The 16,824-nt window shown below is 58.8% G+C and carries 15 protein-coding genes; 9 read left to right on the forward strand and 6 right to left on the reverse strand.

Annotation, left to right across the window (positions count from 1 at the left end; genetic code table 11):
• Nucleotides 1-31 precede the first annotated feature (31 nt).
• From aceE to ampD, 3 genes are all read right to left on the reverse strand, one after another.
• The gene (aceE, locus tag AB5Y86_RS12240; RefSeq protein ID WP_040068936.1) at nt 32-2,692 is read right to left on the reverse strand and encodes a pyruvate dehydrogenase (acetyl-transferring), homodimeric type; all 2,661 of its coding nucleotides are present in this window, start codon (nt 2,690-2,692) and stop codon (nt 32-34) included.
• 79 nt (nt 2,693-2,771) lie between these two features.
• Nucleotides 2,772-3,536, reverse strand: a complete 765-nt coding sequence (pdhR, locus tag AB5Y86_RS12245; protein ID WP_236382362.1) for a pyruvate dehydrogenase complex transcriptional repressor PdhR — start codon at nt 3,534-3,536, stop codon at nt 2,772-2,774.
• 278 nt (nt 3,537-3,814) lie between these two features.
• Complete coding sequence (ampD, locus tag AB5Y86_RS12250; protein ID WP_167571392.1) at nt 3,815-4,390, reverse strand: 1,6-anhydro-N-acetylmuramyl-L-alanine amidase AmpD; 576 nt, start codon at nt 4,388-4,390, stop codon at nt 3,815-3,817.
• A 130-nt stretch (nt 4,391-4,520) separates the two neighbouring features.
• Here ampD and AB5Y86_RS12255 point away from each other — a divergent pair, with 130 nt between their 5' ends.
• The 9 genes from AB5Y86_RS12255 (at nt 4,521) to yacG (ending at nt 12,327) form a co-directional block, all read left to right on the forward strand.
• Nucleotides 4,521-4,991: a TIGR02281 family clan AA aspartic protease gene (locus tag AB5Y86_RS12255; RefSeq protein ID WP_040068932.1), complete on the forward strand. Its 471-nt coding sequence runs from the start codon at nt 4,521-4,523 to the stop codon at nt 4,989-4,991.
• A 3-nt stretch (nt 4,992-4,994) separates the two neighbouring features.
• Nucleotides 4,995-5,858, forward strand: a complete 864-nt coding sequence (gene nadC / locus AB5Y86_RS12260; RefSeq protein ID WP_368192960.1) for a carboxylating nicotinate-nucleotide diphosphorylase — start codon at nt 4,995-4,997, stop codon at nt 5,856-5,858.
• Between the two features lie 315 nt (nt 5,859-6,173).
• Nucleotides 6,174-6,605, forward strand: coding sequence for a type IVa pilus major pilin TapA (gene tapA, locus AB5Y86_RS12265; RefSeq protein WP_368192961.1), 432 nt, complete (start codon nt 6,174-6,176; stop codon nt 6,603-6,605).
• Between the two features lie 7 nt (nt 6,606-6,612).
• Nucleotides 6,613-8,319 (forward strand): PilB family type IVa pilus assembly ATPase TapB, encoded by a 1,707-nt coding sequence (gene tapB / locus AB5Y86_RS12270; RefSeq protein ID WP_005336134.1) that lies wholly within the window; start codon nt 6,613-6,615, stop codon nt 8,317-8,319.
• 240 nt (nt 8,320-8,559) lie between these two features.
• Nucleotides 8,560-9,801 (forward strand): type II secretion system F family protein, encoded by a 1,242-nt coding sequence (locus AB5Y86_RS12275; RefSeq protein WP_005336136.1) that lies wholly within the window; start codon nt 8,560-8,562, stop codon nt 9,799-9,801.
• A gap of 61 nt (nt 9,802-9,862) precedes the next feature.
• A complete protein-coding gene (locus tag AB5Y86_RS12280) occupies nt 9,863-10,735 on the forward strand; it encodes an A24 family peptidase (RefSeq protein ID WP_368192962.1) in 873 nt (290 codons plus the stop codon).
• Nucleotides 10,736-10,748: 13 nt separating this feature from the next.
• Complete coding sequence (gene coaE, locus AB5Y86_RS12285; RefSeq protein WP_368192963.1) at nt 10,749-11,363, forward strand: dephospho-CoA kinase; 615 nt, start codon at nt 10,749-10,751, stop codon at nt 11,361-11,363.
• 37 nt (nt 11,364-11,400) lie between these two features.
• On the forward strand, nt 11,401-12,123 hold the full coding sequence (zapD, locus tag AB5Y86_RS12290; protein WP_005355104.1) for a cell division protein ZapD: 723 nt from the start codon (nt 11,401-11,403) through the stop codon (nt 12,121-12,123).
• 9 nt (nt 12,124-12,132) lie between these two features.
• Nucleotides 12,133-12,327 carry a DNA gyrase inhibitor YacG gene (gene yacG / locus AB5Y86_RS12295; protein ID WP_005336142.1) on the forward strand — a complete coding sequence of 65 codons (195 nt, stop codon included), beginning with the start codon at nt 12,133-12,135 and terminating at the stop codon, nt 12,325-12,327.
• Nucleotides 12,328-12,404: 77 nt separating this feature from the next.
• Here the strand turns inward: yacG and mutT are convergent, their stop codons facing one another.
• The 3 genes from mutT to secA form a co-directional block, all read right to left on the reverse strand.
• Nucleotides 12,405-12,809 carry an 8-oxo-dGTP diphosphatase MutT gene (gene mutT, locus AB5Y86_RS12300; RefSeq protein WP_368192995.1) on the reverse strand — a complete coding sequence of 135 codons (405 nt, stop codon included), beginning with the start codon at nt 12,807-12,809 and terminating at the stop codon, nt 12,405-12,407.
• 8 nt (nt 12,810-12,817) lie between these two features.
• A complete protein-coding gene (locus AB5Y86_RS12305) occupies nt 12,818-14,002 on the reverse strand; it encodes a tetratricopeptide repeat protein (protein WP_368192964.1) in 1,185 nt (394 codons plus the stop codon).
• Between the two features lie 66 nt (nt 14,003-14,068).
• Nucleotides 14,069-16,789, reverse strand: a complete 2,721-nt coding sequence (gene secA / locus AB5Y86_RS12310) for a preprotein translocase subunit SecA (RefSeq protein WP_113740269.1) — start codon at nt 16,787-16,789, stop codon at nt 14,069-14,071.
• Nucleotides 16,790-16,824 lie beyond the last annotated feature (35 nt).

The raw sequence follows: 16,824 nt of genomic DNA on the forward strand, positions 1-16,824 counted from the left end.
GCGCCGTCATACGGCGCGACCCTTGATCCACTTACGCGTACAGCGGGTTGACCTTGTCGGCATCGATGCCGTACTTGGCGATGGCGTCGGCCACAACCTGCTTGTCTACCTCGCCGCGCTTGGCCAGTTCGGTCAAAGCAGCAACCACCACGTAGAACTCGTTCACTTCGAAGTGACGACGCAGGTTGGCACGGCTGTCGGAACGGCCGTAACCGTCGGTACCCAGCACGCGGTAGTTCTCGGTCGGAACGAAGGCGCGAACCTGATCGGCGAAGGACTTCATGTAGTCAGTCGCAGCGATGGTGGCTTCGGACCCCAGTACCTGAGCGATGTAGGGAACACGCGCTTCAGAGGTCGGGTGCAGCATGTTCCAGCGATCCGCGTCCTGACCGTCACGGGCCAGTTCGTTGAAGGAGGTGACGCTGAACACATCGGAACCGATTCCGTACTCGCTGGCCAGGATCTGGGCAGCCTTGCGTACGTGACCCAGGATGGAACCACAACCCAGCAGCTGAACTTTCGCCTTGGCACCGGCGACGGATTCCAGCTTGTAGATACCCTTGCGGATGCCTTCCTCGGCGCCTTCCGGCATGGCCGGCATGGCGTAGTTCTCGTTCAGGGTGGTGATGTAGTAGAACACGTTCTCCGGGTTCTCACCGTACATGCGGCGCAGGCCGTCCTGTACGATCACCGCCACTTCATAGGCGTAGGACGGATCGTAGGAGATGCAGTTCGGGATGGTGTTCGCAAGGATGTGGCTGTGACCATCTTCGTGCTGCAGACCTTCGCCGTTCAGGGTAGTACGACCGGAGGTCGCACCCAGCAGGAAGCCACGGGCTTGCTGGTCACCGGCTGCCCACGCCATGTCGCCGATCCGCTGGAAGCCGAACATGGAGTAGTAGATGTAGAACGGGATCATCGGGCAATCGTTGGTGCTGTAAGAGGTCGCAGCAGCCAGCCAGGAGGACATGGCGCCCAACTCGTTGATACCGTCTTGCAGAACCTGACCCTGCTTGTCTTCCTTGTAGTAGGAGACGATGTCGCGGTCTTGCGGGGTGTACTGCTGACCGTGCGGGCTGTAGATACCGATCTGGCGGAACAGACCTTCCATACCGAAGGTACGGGCTTCGTCAGCCAGGATCGGAACGATGCGCTTGCCGATGGACTTGTCTTTCAGCATCACGTTCAGGGAACGCACAAACGCCATGGTGGTGGAGATTTCGCGCGCCTGCTCACCCAGCAGCGGACCGAAGGCATCCAGTGCCGGGATTTCCAGCTTGGTGGTGCTTTCGCGCAGACGGGTCGGCACATAGCCTTTCAGGGCAGTGCGACGGTCGTGCAGGTATTTGTGCTCGGCAGAACCGGCTTCGATCTTCAGGTAAGGCAGATCGGCCAGCTGCTCGTCGGCCACCGGCAGGTTGAAACGGTCACGCAGGTGACGCACGGAGTCCAGCTCCATCTTCTTGACCTGGTGAGCGATGTTCTTGCCTTCGGCCGCTTCACCCATGCCATAACCCTTGATGGTCTTGGCCAGAATAACGGTCGGCTTGCCCTTGGTCTGGGTCGCCTTGTTGAACGCGGCGAACAGTTTGCGAGGATCGTGACCACCGCGGTTCAGAGCGAAGATCTCCTCGTCGGTCATGTCTTTGACCAGCGCGGCAGTTTCCGGATAACGGTTGAAGAAGTGCTCGCGGATGTAGCCACCGTCGCGGGACTTCATGGTCTGGTAGTCACCGTCCACGGTCTCGTTCATCAGCTGGATCAGCTTGCCGGAAGTGTCTTTCTTCAGCAGCTCATCCCACTTGCGACCCCAGATAACCTTGGTGACATCCCAGCCGGCGCCAGCGAACAGGCCTTCCAGCTCGTTGATGACCTTGCCGTTACCGACAACCGGACCATCCAGACGCTGCAGGTTGCAGTTGACCACGAACACCAGGTTGTCGAGCTTTTCACGCACGGCAACGGTCAGGGCACCCTTGGCTTCCGGCTCGTCCATCTCGCCGTCACCCAGGAAGGCGTAAACGGTCTGCTCGGAGCAATCCTTGATACCACGGTCGGTCAGGTACTTCAGGAAGCGAGCCTGATAGATGGCGGCGATGGGGCCCAGACCCATGGATACGGTCGGGAACTGCCAGAAGTCCGGCATCAGTTTCGGGTGCGGATAGGAAGGGATACCCTTGCCGTCCACTTCCTGACGGAAGTTGTCCAGCTGCTCTTCGGTCAGACGACCTTCAGCAAAGGCGCGAGCATAGATGCCCGGGGAGATATGACCCTGGAAGTAAACCAGATCGCCACCATCCTTCTCGTTGCGAGCACGGAAGAAGTGGTTGAAGCAGACATCATAGATGGTCGCAGAAGAAGCGAAGGAAGACATGTGACCACCCAGGTCCAGGTCTTTCTTGGACGCGCGCAGCACGATCATCATGGCGTTCCAGCGGATGATGGCGCGAATGCGGCGTTCCATCTCCAGGTCACCCGGGTAGTCCGGCTCATCGCTGGACGGGATGGTGTTGATGTAATCGCGATTTGCCTTGGCAGCCACGTCCACACCGCTTACGCGGGCTTTCTCGGCCAACTGTTCAAGGATGAACTGAGCGCGTTGCGGACCCTCTTCACGCAGCAGGGATTCCAGAGAGGCAAGCCACTCCAGCGTTTCTATCGGGTCCACATCGTTCTTCAGGATATCAGACATGGCTGGTTCCTATGTTGTTGTGATTGCACGGCATTGCACGGCGAAGGGCGCAAGCATTCGACAATAGAGCCTTGTGGGATTAGTTTTCCTGCTGACGGATCCGACGCATGGATCGCTGGATCCGGCTGTCTTCCCTCTGCATATCCAACAAGGTGTCCTCGATAAAGGCCAGATGCTCATGACAAGCTGTTCTGGCCCGCTCCGGAGCCCCCGAAAGAATAGCCTCGATCAGATGCGCGCGATGGCGACGTATCTTGGCTACCACTCCCGGGCGGCGATTCAAAATCTCGTTATTCTGCAGAATGTTCTGTTCGAGCATCGGGCTCATGGCCCGCAGCAGGTGCAGCAGCACCACGTTGTGGGACGCCTCGGCCACCGCCAGATAGAACTGGGTGACGGCTGCCGATTCGGCCACCAGCGAGCCCAGCTGGCCCGCCTCTTCGATGGTGGTTTGCACCTGACGAATACGCTCGAAATCAGACCCGGTTCCCCGCAAGGCCGCGTAGTAGGCACAGATGCCTTCCAACGCGTGGCGAAACTCCAGCAGGTCATACTGGGCTTCCGGGTGGGTACTGAGCAGTTCGAACAGAGGATCGGCGATCCCCTTGCTCAGGGCATTCTGCACATAAGTGCCGCCGCCCTGACGGCGATAAAGCAATCCGCGCGCTTCCAGTCGCTGGATGGCTTCGCGCAAGGAGGGGCGCGATACCTGAAACTGGATGGCGAGTTCCCGCTCGGGAGGCAATTTCTGCCCCGGTTGCAGGCTGCCTTCCAGAATCATCTGTTCCAGCTCTGCGACAATGGAGTCGGCCAACTTGGGTTGCGTAATCTTGCGATAGGGCATGAGGCTACTTTGTTAAATTGGTATTACCAATTTTATGGATGGGGCGAAAATTAGCAGAGGCCTTTTGAAAAGTCCACTCAAAAGATGATCTGAGTCAAGAATCACCCCCACCACTTAAGGGGTAAAGCAGGGGAAACATGATTTAGCTCATAGAAAATGGTCTGACCAATATTCTTGACCACGCTCACAAATAACATTTGCGCAACCAGAGACAAGAATGGCCTGCCAGATAGGCAAGCCATTGATTTTAAAACCCAAACTGAATTTTAATATTTACTTTAGCTGTTTAGTAACTGACGGTAGTAATCCCACTGGAAACTGGCTCCGGGATCCGTCTTGCGCCCTGGTGCGATATCGCAATGGCCGACAATTTTTTCGTGGGTAATGGCCGGATAGCGCTCCGAGATAGCTCGAGTGAGCCCTGCCAATGCCCGGTATTGAGCCTCGGTATAGGGGGTCTCGTCGGTCCCTTCCAGCTCGATACCGATGGAGAAGTCATTGCACGCCTCCCTCCCCTGCCAGCTCGATACTCCCGCATGCCAGGCGCGCGCGCCGAACGGCACATACTGCACCAGCTCGCCATCACGGCGGATCAGGCAATGAGCCGAGACCCTCAGCTGATGGATACCGGCAAAATAGGGGTGAGCCTCAGGGTCGAGTCGTCCCATAAAGAGATCGTCGATAAAGGGACCGCCAAACTCCCCCGGCGGCAGGCTGATGCCATGAACCACCAGCAGGGAGATATCGTCCGGGGCGGCCCGTTCGTTGTGATGGGGAGAAGGCACCCGGCGCGCCTGCTGGCACCAGCCAGCGGCATCGATAGAGAAACAAGGTTGCGAAGCGAGTTGAGTCATCGGCTACTCGAGTTGGGTGATAAATGGCGAAAAAACGAAGATACCTGATAGGCAACCCGGCACCAACTCACTGAATCAACGGGAAATGGTATGTTAGGCTGAGTCATCTTCCGCTCGATATGGATGGGGTATGCAGCACACGGCACGCTGGATGTGGTTACTGGCCTGGCTCTCTTTGATGGGCCTGCTGACCCTCTATTTTCACTCCCGCAACCAACCAAGTGTCACTGCCAGCGGCGAGCTGTTGCTGCGAGCCGACCAGAGCGGCCACTATCGTCTGGAGGGTGCCATCAACGGCCAGCCGGTGCAACTGCTGCTCGATACCGGCGCCACCCGTATCACCATCCCGCAGCAGGTTGCCGAACGGCTCGGCCTGACCGCTCATGGCAGCAGCCAGGTCAATACCGCCGCGGGGCAGATCCGGGTCGGCAACGGCACCATCGAAACGCTGGCGATGGGGCCATTGACCTTGTACGATCTGGCCATCTTTATCAATCCGGCGGCAGACGGTGACGAAGTGCTGGTTGGCATGAACGCCCTCGGTCGGCTGGAGCTGGTTCAAAAGGAGCGGCAACTGCTGCTCAGACCCTTGCAGGAATAAGGCATGTTTCAACAGGATGTCAGCCGCGCCGTGCGCGCCGCACTACTCGAAGATCTGGGCGATGCCCTCACCACACTGGACCAACCGGACGCCAGCACCGATATCACCGCACAGCTGATCCCGGTAGATCGGATGGCCACTGCCCGGGTCATCACCCGTGAAGCCGGAGTATTCTGCGGCCAGCCCTGGGTGGATGAAGTGTTCGTACAACTCGGCGGCGACGTGAAGGTGGAGTGGAAGGTGCAGGATGGGGAAGTGCTCTCCCCCAATCAGGAGCTGTTCCGCCTCCATGGCCCTGCCCGCCAGCTGCTGACTGGCGAGCGCAATGCGCTGAACTTTGTCCAGACCCTATCCGGCGTCGCCACCCTCACCGCCCGCTATGTGGCGGAGCTGGAGGGCACTGACTGCCGCCTGCTCGACACCCGCAAAACCATCCCCGGGCTGCGCACTGCACAGAAATACGCTGTCACCTGCGGCGGCGGCAAGAATCACCGCATCGGCCTCTACGACGCCTATCTCATCAAAGAGAACCATATCCTCGCCTGTGGCGGCATTGCCGAGGCGATTAATGAGGCTCGTCATCTCAATCCGGGCAAACCGGTGGAAGTAGAAGTGGAATCACTAGCAGAGCTGGAACAGGCGCTGGCGGCAAAGGCCGATATCGTGATGCTGGACAACTTCGACGTGACCATGATGCGGGAAGCGGTCGCCATCAATCAGGGCCGCGCCAAGCTGGAAGTCTCCGGCAATGTCACCCTCGATACTCTGGCCGAGTTTGCTGCCACCGGTGTCGATTTTATCTCGGTCGGGGCGCTCACCAAGCATGTGCGGGCGCTCGATCTCTCCATGCGCTTTATCCCGCAGTGAGATTCACCCCGCAGGCCTGAGCAAATACTCGACCTAACCGGATAAACAACTTGCAAAAGGCGCCATGGGCGCCTTTTCTTTATGCAGGATCCCTCAGCAAAGGAGTGTAATGACGGACCCGCTTTCACCCGTAACAAAGAGTCATAAGAAGCCACTTATTTTATGACTCGCATCAAGTTTTTGGTAAATGACATGAAAGTAGTTAACAAAGGCAGCAATCTCTGTTGCCACCCCTGACAGCTCGGATAAGATACTGACGTTCGGATGGTTTTCTACCGACACTTCCCAGGAACCAAGGATAAAAGGATATTTCAAATGAAGAAACAATCGGGTTTTACCCTTATTGAACTGATGATCGTGGTTGCGATCGTAGCCATTTTGGCGGCCGTCGCACTGCCGGCGTATCAGACTTACACCCAAAAAGCACGCTTTAGTGAAGTAGTAGCAGCAACAGGCCCAGTTAAAACAGCTGTTGAACTCTGCTTCCAAACCACCAATGTTGCAGCAAATTGTCAAGCTGCGGGGAGCAATGGAATACCAACCGCACCAAGTGCTGCAGGTAACGTTGCGAGTGTTGTATTAGCCGCAGGGACTGGGGGAGCTGAGTTTCAAATAACCGCAACATCCCAAAACCTTACACCTAACTACACCTACATTCTCGTTGGAGAAACCTCAACAGGGAATGTTGTCTGGACGGCCAACCCATCTGGTGCCGCAGGAACATGTGCAGCCGCTGGCGTTTGCTAATTAGCACATGACCTCTAGCCCCAATAGCGGCCTGGCGTTAAGCCTGGCCGCCTCTTCACTGATCAGTGAAGAGGACTCCCAGCGCTATCTGAGCCAGGCCAAGGCCCAGCGCAAGCCCTTTGTGACATTTCTGATAGAGAACGAGATCCTCGACAGCAAGGCGCTCGCCGATTTTTGCGAGCTGGAGTATGGGGTACCTCTGCTGGATCTTGCCGCCTTCGACTTGGCCGAGATCCCGCAGAAATACCTCAATCAGAAGCTGATTGAGAAACACCATGTGCTGCCCATCTACACCCAGGGCCACACCCTCTATATCGCCATGTCGGATCCGACCAATGTCTCGGCATTGGAGGACTTTGGCTTCAGCTTCGGGCTTCATACCGAGGCGCTGCTGGTGGAGGAGAACAAGCTCACCGCCGCCATCGGCAAGCTGCTGGAGAGCGAAAACGACGCCCTCGGCATGGAGGATATCGACGAGTCCGAGATTTCGGATCTCGAGGTCTCCGACGAAAACAGTCGGCTGGACGAGAGCGTCAATACTGCCGATGACGATGCTCCCATCGTCAAGTACATCAACAAAATCCTGATGGACGCCATCAAGCGTGGTGCCTCCGACCTGCATTTCGAGCCCTATGAGTTCAAGTATCGGGTGCGCTTTCGCATCGATGGCATTCTGCATGAGATCGCCACACCGCCGGTTAACCTCTCCAACCGCTTCTCCGCCCGCCTCAAGGTCATGGCACGACTCGATATCGCCGAACGGCGGCTGCCACAGGATGGCCGCATCAAGCTGAAGCTGTCGCGCAACAAGTCGATGGATATGCGGGTTAATACCCTGCCCACCATGTGGGGGGAGAAGATCGTTATCCGTCTGCTCGACTCCTCGGCGGCACGCCTCAATATCGAGCAACTCGGCTTTGATGACCGGCAGAAGGCGCAGTACCTGCGCGCCCTCTCGAAACCGCAGGGGATGATCCTGGTGACTGGCCCCACCGGCTCGGGTAAAACGGTCTCGCTCTATACCGGCCTCAATATTCTCAACACCACCGAGGTCAATATCTCTACCGCCGAAGATCCGGTGGAAATCAACCTGCCCGGCGTCAATCAGGTACAGGTCAATCCCAAGGCGGGGCTCACCTTTGCCAGCGCCCTGCGCTCCTTCTTGCGGCAAGACCCGGATGTGGTGATGGTGGGTGAAATTCGCGATCTCGAAACCGCCGAAATCGCCATCAAGGCTGCCCAGACCGGTCACCTGGTGCTTTCGACCCTGCACACCAACTCCGCCGCCGAGACCCTGACCCGGATGATGAACATGGGGGTACCGGCCTTCAACATCGCCTCCTCGGTGACCCTGATCATGGCCCAGCGGCTGGCCCGTAAACTGTGCGACCATTGCAAAGCGCCGGAAGTGGTGCCGGAAGCCGAACTGCTGGAGCTGGGCTTTACCCCACAGCAGTTGGCAGCCGGACTGCGACTGTTCAAACCGGTCGGCTGCAAGGAGTGTTCCGGCGGCTACAAGGGACGGGTCGGCATCTACGAAATCATGCTGATGTCGGAGAATATCGCCAAATTGATCATGCAAGGCGCAAACTCCCTGCAAATCGCCGCGATCGCCCAGAAGGAAGGGATGCGTACCCTGCGCACCTCGGGACTGGAGAAGGCCCGGCTCGGGGTCACCAGTCTGGCCGAGGTCAACCGGGTTACCACCAACTGATCCGTGTGACGGAACGACCCGCCGGTTTGGTTGGCAGAGTCTATCAGCCGTTAACGAATACGGAACGGATGATAGTCCGGACAACAGAGTAATCAGATATTCAAGTGACCGGGCTGGCGCCAAGAAGGTACCACCCACCCTATCAGTACCCCGCAGGCATCAAGCCAGTCGGGCTCCTTGACCAGGTTGGTGATGTGCGGAGTCCGACTCTGACAACCAACCCCATTGCAGGATGCAAAGATGGCAACCCTAACGAAAAAGAACAATGCCCCCAAGAAAGTCTTCGCCTTCCGCTGGCACGGAGTAAATCGCAAGGGGCAGAAGGTCTCCGGCGAGCTGCAGGCCGACAGCATCAACACCGTCAAGACCGAACTGCGCAAGCAGGGGGTCAACGTCACCAAGGTAGCCAAGAAATCCCAAGGGCTCTTCTCCAAGGGAGGCGCCAAGATCAAACCGATGGATATCGCCATCGTCTCCCGTCAGATCACCACCATGCTCTCCGCCGGTGTACCGCTGGTGCAGAGCCTGCAGATCATCGCCCGCAGCCACGAGAAAGCCTCGATGCGCGAGCTGATGGGGCAGATTGCCGCCGATGTGGAGACCGGTACCCCCATGTCGGAGGCGCTGCGTCGCCATCCTCTCTATTTCGATGATCTCTACTGCGATCTGGTGGAAGCCGGTGAGCAATCCGGTGCGCTGGAGACCATCTACGACCGTATCGCCACTTACCGGGAAAAGTCGGAAGCGCTCAAGTCGAAGATCAAGAAGGCGATGTTCTATCCCACCATGGTCATTCTGGTCGCCATCGTGGTCACCTCCATCCTGCTGCTGTTCGTCATTCCGCAGTTCGAGGATATCTTCAAGAGCTTCGGCGCCGAGCTGCCGGTGTTCACCCAGTTTGTTATCGGCATCTCCCGCTTTATGCAGAACTGGTGGTATGTCTTCTTTGGTGGCACGGCCCTTGGCATCTTCCTTTACGTGCGGGCCTGGCGGGCCTCCCAGAAGGTGAAAGACAATACCGACAAGTTCGTCCTCACCATTCCGGTGGTCGGAATGATCCTGCACAAGGCGGCGATGGCCCGCTTTGCCCGTACTCTGTCGACCACCTTCTCCGCCGGTATCCCGCTGGTGGATGCGCTGATTTCGGCAGCAGGGGCCTCGGGCAACTATGTCTATCGCACCGCGGTCATGGCCATCCGCAACGAGGTGGTGGCAGGCATGCAGATCAACGTGGCGATGCGCACCGTCGATCTCTTCCCCGACATGGTGATCCAGATGGTGATGATCGGTGAGGAGTCCGGTGCCATCGATGATATGCTCTCCAAGGTCGCCACCATCTTCGAACAGGAGGTGGATGATCTGGTCGATGGCCTCACCAGCCTGCTGGAACCCCTCATCATGGTGGTGCTCGGGGTGCTGGTCGGCGGCATGGTTATCGCCATGTACCTGCCCATCTTCAAGCTTGGCGACGTTGTAGGCTGATTCATCAGGGCATGGCACCACAACCATGCCCTCCCCCTCATTCAATAACTGACGGTTGGTTATGACACTTCTTCTCGAGCTGGTTCACAGCTTGCCCTGGCTCTACTTCTCGCTGGTTTTTCTCTTCTCCCTGATGATCGGCAGCTTCCTCAACGTAGTGATCCACCGCCTGCCCATCATGCTGGAGCGGGAGTGGCAGGCCGAGTATCGCAGCTACTTCGCCCCTGATGAGGAGGCCACTGCGCCAGAGCGCTACAACCTGATGGTGCCGCGCTCCGCATGCCCTCACTGTGGCCACGCCATCACTGCGCTGGAGAACATCCCGCTGTTGAGCTGGCTCTGGCTCAAAGGGCGTTGCCGCGACTGTCAGGCCCCCATCTCGGCCCGCTATCCGCTGGTAGAGCTGCTGACCGCCCTGCTCTCGGTGGCCGTAGCCATGGTCATAACACCGGGCTGGGGCACACTGGCCGCCCTGTTGCTGACCTGGGTGCTGGTCGCCCTCACCTTCATCGATCTCGACAAGATGTTGCTGCCCGACCAGCTCACCCTGCCACTGCTGTGGGGCGGGCTGCTGTTCAATCTGGCTGGTGGTTTCGTGCCGCTGGCAGATGCCGTGATCGGCGCCATGGCGGGCTATCTGGTGCTCTGGAGCCTCTACTGGGCTTTCAAGCTGCTCACTGGCAAGGAGGGGATGGGCTATGGCGACTTCAAGCTGCTGGCGGCGCTGGGCGCCTGGCTCGGTTGGCAGGCGCTGCCCATAATTCTGCTGCTCTCATCTCTGGTCGGCGCCGTGATCGGCATCAGCCTGATCGCCTTGCACAAACACCATCAGGGCAAGCCTATCCCCTTCGGCCCCTACCTCGCCATCGCGGGCTGGATCGCCCTGTTGTGGGGCGATACCATCACCCGCTGGTATCTCTCTACCCTGCTTTGAGCAAGAGGCCCCCATGTATGTAGTTGCTATCACAGGTGGTATCGGCAGCGGCAAGACCACTATCGCCAATCAGTTTGCCGCGCTGGGTATCGAGGTGGTGGATGCCGATGTGATCGCCCGCGAAGTGGTCGAGCCGGGCACCCCGGCCCTTGCCGCCATCGCCGACCATTTTGGCCCGGATGTGATTGATCCGAGCGGTCAACTCGACCGTCGTGCCCTGCGCGAGCGGGTCTTCAGCGATCCACAGGCCAAGGAGTGGCTCAATGCCCTGCTTCACCCGCTTATTCGCAGCGAAATGCAGCGCCAATGTGCCGCAGCCAGTTCACCTTACTGCCTGCTGGTGGTGCCGCTGCTGGTGGAGAACAAACTCACCGGCCTCGCCAATCGGGTGCTGGTGATCGATGTGGATGAAGCCACCCAGATTGAGCGCACCTGCCGCCGGGATGGGGTATCGGCCGAGCAGGCCCGTGCCATCATTGCGGCCCAAGCGAGTCTGGCGGAACGCCTCGCTGCGGCGGATGATGTCATTGAAAACCACAATGGCAGCGAAATGGCGATTAAAACGCGGATTTTGGCGCTGCACGAGACATATCTGGCAATTGCCTCTCAACAAGCCCACCAAGTGTGAGTACACTAGGCCGGTTTATGGCTGGCCAGGATTAGGCATGATTTACGATTTCCCCCTCAATGAAAAAAGCCGGACCTATCTTCGTCTGGAGTCCCTGTTTTCCCAGATCCGCGACAATCTGGAGAGTGAACAATCCTGGGCACACATCGCCTTCTTCAAGGGGCTGTTCGATCTGCAGGAGTTGCTGGAGCGTGGTGACCTGCGCGCCGACCTCATCAAGGATCTGGAGCGTCTCGGCCAGCGTCTGAGCCACTGGGCCAGCCTGCCCGACGTCGATCTGGAGCAGATCAAACTGATGCAGCAAGAGAGCAGTCAGCTCTCCCGCAATCTGCTCAACTCGCCACGCCCGGGTGCCCGCCTGAAAGAGGATCGTCTGCTCGGCTCCATTCGCCAGCGTTTCTCCATCCCTGGTGGCCTGTGTGCCTTCGATGTGCCGCAGCTACACCACTGGCTCGGCACACCGGCCATTGCCCGTCACCAGCAGATGCAAGGCTGGCTGAGCGATATCAATCTGCTGATGAATGCCATCACTCTGCTGCTGCGCCTGTGGCGCGAATCAGGCAGCTTCAGTGAGCAGGTTGCCAGCAACGGTTTCTTCCAGGACACCGCCGAGAGCGCCGAGCTGATCCGCATCAAGCTGCCGGGCAATCTGTTCTGCTACCCGACCTTGAGCGGCCACAAGAACCGCTTCGCCCTACGCTTTCTGCCCACCGCAGAACAGCCGATTGGCGACGTGCCGTTCCAGCTCGCCTGCTGCTAAGGAGGGCTTATGGTCACCAAGGTAAAGTGTCCGACCTGTCAGAGCGAAGTGGAGTGGGGCCCGCAGAGTCCGTTCCGCCCCTTCTGCAGCAAGCGCTGCCAGCTGATCGATCTCGGCGAATGGGCCGATGAAGAGAAGCGCATTCCCGGCGAAATCAACCCTGATCTGCTGCCGGAGCCGGAAGAGGGCGATCAGTGGCTGTAAGCCCCTGGTCACGCACCTCTGCAATATGAAAAAAGGGCCGATTGGCCCTTTTTTCATGCTTGTTGATTGCTACCGGCTCACGCCAGCAGACCCTGTAGCCGCGCTACAATCGGGCCATTGGCATCGGGGAAATGGTAGCTGTGCAGCTCGGCCACCGGCACCCACAGACACTCCTGACCCTCCTTGCCGAACGGCTCGCCGCTGAAACGGGTCACCTTCCAGATATCCAGCAATACCTGCTTCTCGGGGTAGTCGTGCTGCAGTTCCATAAAGGGGGCACAATCCAAAACCCGAATACCGATCTCTTCCCACAGCTCCCGATCCAGCGCAGTCAGCAGATCCTCACCGGACTCCACCTTGCCACCGGGAAACTCCCAGCGATCCCCCTGATGGCGATCGGAGGAGCGCCTGGCGATGAAGATATCGCCCCGTTCATTCTCGATGACGCCAACCGCCACCCAGATCCGTTTCTTCTGTTCCATCATTGTCCTCAGCGTAAACACGGCAAACGGGCGATCCAAGGGGCAAGCCGAATAGCCTGCTGCTCCCCCCGCGCCCTGAAGAGATCCTGCCCGACATGCTCATTGCCCGGCGGCGCAACCTGCGGCCAAGGCACCGCACCAGGCGGAGTGAAACAACGATCGTGTACCCGCGCGCTCTGGCGCAAATAGCGCCATAAACAGTCTCGCAAGAACCACTGGTCGATGTTAGGGGTTTCCATGGTACTGGGTTGATAGCTCGCCATCAGCGGCGCAAGGGGAGGCAGCACACCGGCCACACCACCCCACATGCCGGCCAGCACCAGATCGGTGTGGCTCCACCAGTCACGCATGATATGGAACCAGCGCCCCGATGCAAGCCAGTCATCGACCGCCCACCGCTCCCGCAGATTCAGCACGGAGTCAGCATCGCGTACAAGAAAACGCCCCACTCCGGGATCATTGGTGACCTGGAAGCGCCAGCAGAGGCGCTGACGCTGGGATTGGCCATCGGGCTGTACCTTTATCTCGGCGCCATGTTCCTGCAGGCAGACCAGAAACCCCTGAGGGACGCTGCCATCCACATAGAAGCGCACCCGCCAGCCGGGATAGAGGTAGGCTGCTGCCAGCACATTGTCGAGCGCCCCCCGTAAATAGCGGGGCTGCGCTCCCCACAAGGAGAATGCGATGACTGCCTGCTTCTTCCCCTGCTCCGCGAGCCAGGCATCCGGCCCCTCTGCCGGCAGCGCCCACCCCGCGACGGGCTGCGAGACAGCCTCATCCTTGAGAGTCAGGGCACGGGTCCCTGCTTTCGCCGCTTCTTCATGACGCCCTAGCTTGGCAAGGGAGGCGCAAAGCCCGTCATGAACCAGATAATCATCCGGCTCGCGCCGCACCAGTTCGACCAGGTGCGTCACGGCCCGCTCATGTTGATCGGAGCGCGAGAGGCAGACACAGAGATTGCGCAGCACCTCAATGTTATCGGGCGTGGCCCGGTACGCCAGCGTCAGCACCTGGGCCGCCGAGGCGGGATCGCCGGACAAAAAGAGGTAATAGGCAAACTGCAGTTGCAAGGGAACGGATTTGTTCGTCTCTGCGTTCAGCCTGTTCAGCACACACCGGATAGCCTCCTGGCGTCTCTCCTGCAGCCAGTGCCCATGTGCCTCCCCATCCCATCCCGCCGGAAATCTGCTCATCGTCCGCTCCTTGGTCCGAAAATGAATACACCGCCCGGAGGGCGGTGTATTCATCATGGCAGGGTATCAGGTCAACTGACCATGGCAGTGCTTGTACTTCTTGCCGGAACCGCACGGGCAGGGATCGTTGCGACCAACCTTCTGCTCGTCGCGCACGAAGGTGGTGTGGCCATCTTCGGCTGCGGCCTGTTCATCGGCCAGCTGGCTCTCGGCAGCGGCGTGGGTGTAGGTGCGGGGAGCGGCTTCCGCCTGCTGGCGTTGCTGCTCTTCCATCGCTTCCACATCGCGCTCCTGCACCTGAACACGGCTCAGGATGCTGACCACGTCGCGCTTGAGGGTTTCCAGCATCTGGGTGAACAGATCGAAGGATTCGCGCTTGTACTCCTGCTTGGGGTTCTTCTGGGCGTAACCGCGCAGATGGATGCCCTGACGCAGGTGATCCATGGCCGCCAGATGCTCTTTCCACAGACCATCCAGAGTTTGCAGCATCACTGCCTTCTCGAAGTTGCGCAGCACCTCTTTGCCGACCAGCTCCTCCTTGTGGGCATAGAGCTTGGTGGCTTCGTCCAGAATGCGCTCGCGCAGCTTCTCTTCATACAGCTTGTCATCTTCCGCCAGCCACTGTTGCAGCGGCAAATCCAGCGCGAAGTCGGCCTTCAGGCGTGCTTCCAGACCCGGCACATCCCACATCTCTTCCAGAGACTGGGGCGGGATGTATTCATCGATCACGGCGCCGTACACATCATCACGGATAACGTGGATGGTCTCGGAGATGTCGTTGGTATCCAGCAGCTCGTTGCGCTGCTCGTAGACCACCTTGCGCTGGTCGTTGGCAACGTCATCAAACTCCAGCAAGCTCTTGCGGATGTCGAAGTTGCGACCTTCCACCTTGCGCTGGGCGTTTTCGATCGCCTTGGTGACCCACGGGTGCTCGATGGCTTCGCCCTCTTCCATGCCCAGCTTCTTCATCATGCCGGTCACGCGATCGGAGGCGAAGATCCGCATCAGGGTATCTTCCATGGAGAGGTAGAAACGGGAGGAGCCCGGGTCACCCTGACGACCGGAACGGCCGCGCAGCTGGTTGTCGATACGACGGGATTCGTGACGCTCGGTGCCGATAATGTGCAGACCACCAGCGGCCAGCACCGCATCGTGACGCACCTGCCAGGCGGCTTTCAGCTCGGCAATCTGCTCGCTGGTCGGGTTCTCCAGCTTGGCAATCTCTGCCTGCCAGTTGCCGCCCAACACGATGTCGGTACCACGACCGGCCATGTTGGTCGCGATGGTGACCGCACCAGTCTGACCGGCCTGGGCGACGATCTCCGCTTCCATGGCGTGGAACTTGGCGTTCAGCACCTTGTGCGGGATCTTCTCTTTGGTCAGGATGCCAGAGAGCAGCTCGGAGTTCTCGATAGAGACAGTACCAACCAGTACAGGCTGGCCCTTGGCCACACACTGACGGATATCTTCGATGATGGCGGCATACTTCTCATTGGCGGTCAGGTAGACCAGATCGCCCATGTCCTTGCGCACCATCGGCTTGTTGGTCGGGATAACCACGGTATCCAGGCCATAAATCTGCTGGAATTCAAAGGCTTCGGTATCCGCAGTACCTGTCATCCCCGCCAGCTTGTTGTAGAGACGGAAGTAGTTCTGGAAGGTGATGGAGGCCAGTGTCTGGTTCTCGTTCTGGATCTTCACCCCTTCCTTCGCTTCAACGGCCTGATGCAGGCCATCGGACCAGCGACGACCCGGCATGGTACGGCCGGTGTGCTCGTCGACGATGACGATCTCGTCTTTCTGGACGATGTAGTCGACGTTGCGCTCGAACAGGGTGTGAGCGCGCAGACCGGCGTTGACGTGGTGCAGCAGGCTGATGTTGGAGGCGGAGAACAGGGAGTCGTTCTCATCCAGCAGCCCCTCTTTCTTGAGCAGCTCTTCCACGAAGATCTGACCGTTTTCGGTCAGCAGGGCCTGACGGTTCTTCTCGTCCACCGTGTAGTGACCGTCACCGGTGTACTCTTCGGTGTCTTCCTTGTCCTGCTTGACCAGCAGCGGGATCAGCTTGTTGACGCGGATATAGAGCTCTGAGCTGTCTTCAGCTGGGCCGGAGATGATGAGCGGAGTACGGGCTTCATCGATAAGCACCGAGTCCACCTCATCCACCAGCGCGTAGTTGAGCGGGCGCTGTACGCGCTGCTCCGGCGAGAACGCCATGTTGTCGCGCAGGTAGTCAAAACCGAATTCGTTGTTGGTACCGTAGGTGATGTCGGCGGCGTAGGCGTCACGCTTCTGGGATGCATCCATACCGGGCACGTTGCAATCGACGGTCATGCCGAGGAAGGCAAACAGCGGGCGGTTCGCCTCCGCATCACGCTTGGCCAGATAGTCGTTCACCGTCACGACGTGCACACCGCGGCCACTCAGGGCGTTCAGGTAAGCTGGCAGGGTTGCGGTCAGGGTCTTACCTTCACCGGTTTTCATTTCCGCGATGCGGTTGGAGTTCAGCACCATGCCGCCGATCAGCTGCACGTCGAAGTGACGCATGCCGAACACCCGCTTGGAGGCTTCACGCACGGTCGCGAACGCTTCCGGCAGCAACTGCTCCAGGGTCTCACCCTGCTCGATACGCTGACGATATTCAGCCGTTTTGGCCTGCAACTCGGCATCGGAAAGAGCCTCGAACTGCGGCTCCATGGCATTGATCTGTTTTACAATTTTGCGCAAAGCCTTGAGCGTTCTGTCGTTCCGGCTGCCGATAATCTTGGTAAGCAGTGTGCTAATCATGGGTACCAACTATTTCTGGTTATAAAAGCGTTCCG

Origin of the sequence: Aeromonas sp. s8 (genome assembly GCF_040907785.1) — a bacterium.
Classification (GTDB): domain Bacteria; phylum Pseudomonadota; class Gammaproteobacteria; order Enterobacterales; family Aeromonadaceae; genus Aeromonas; species Aeromonas veronii.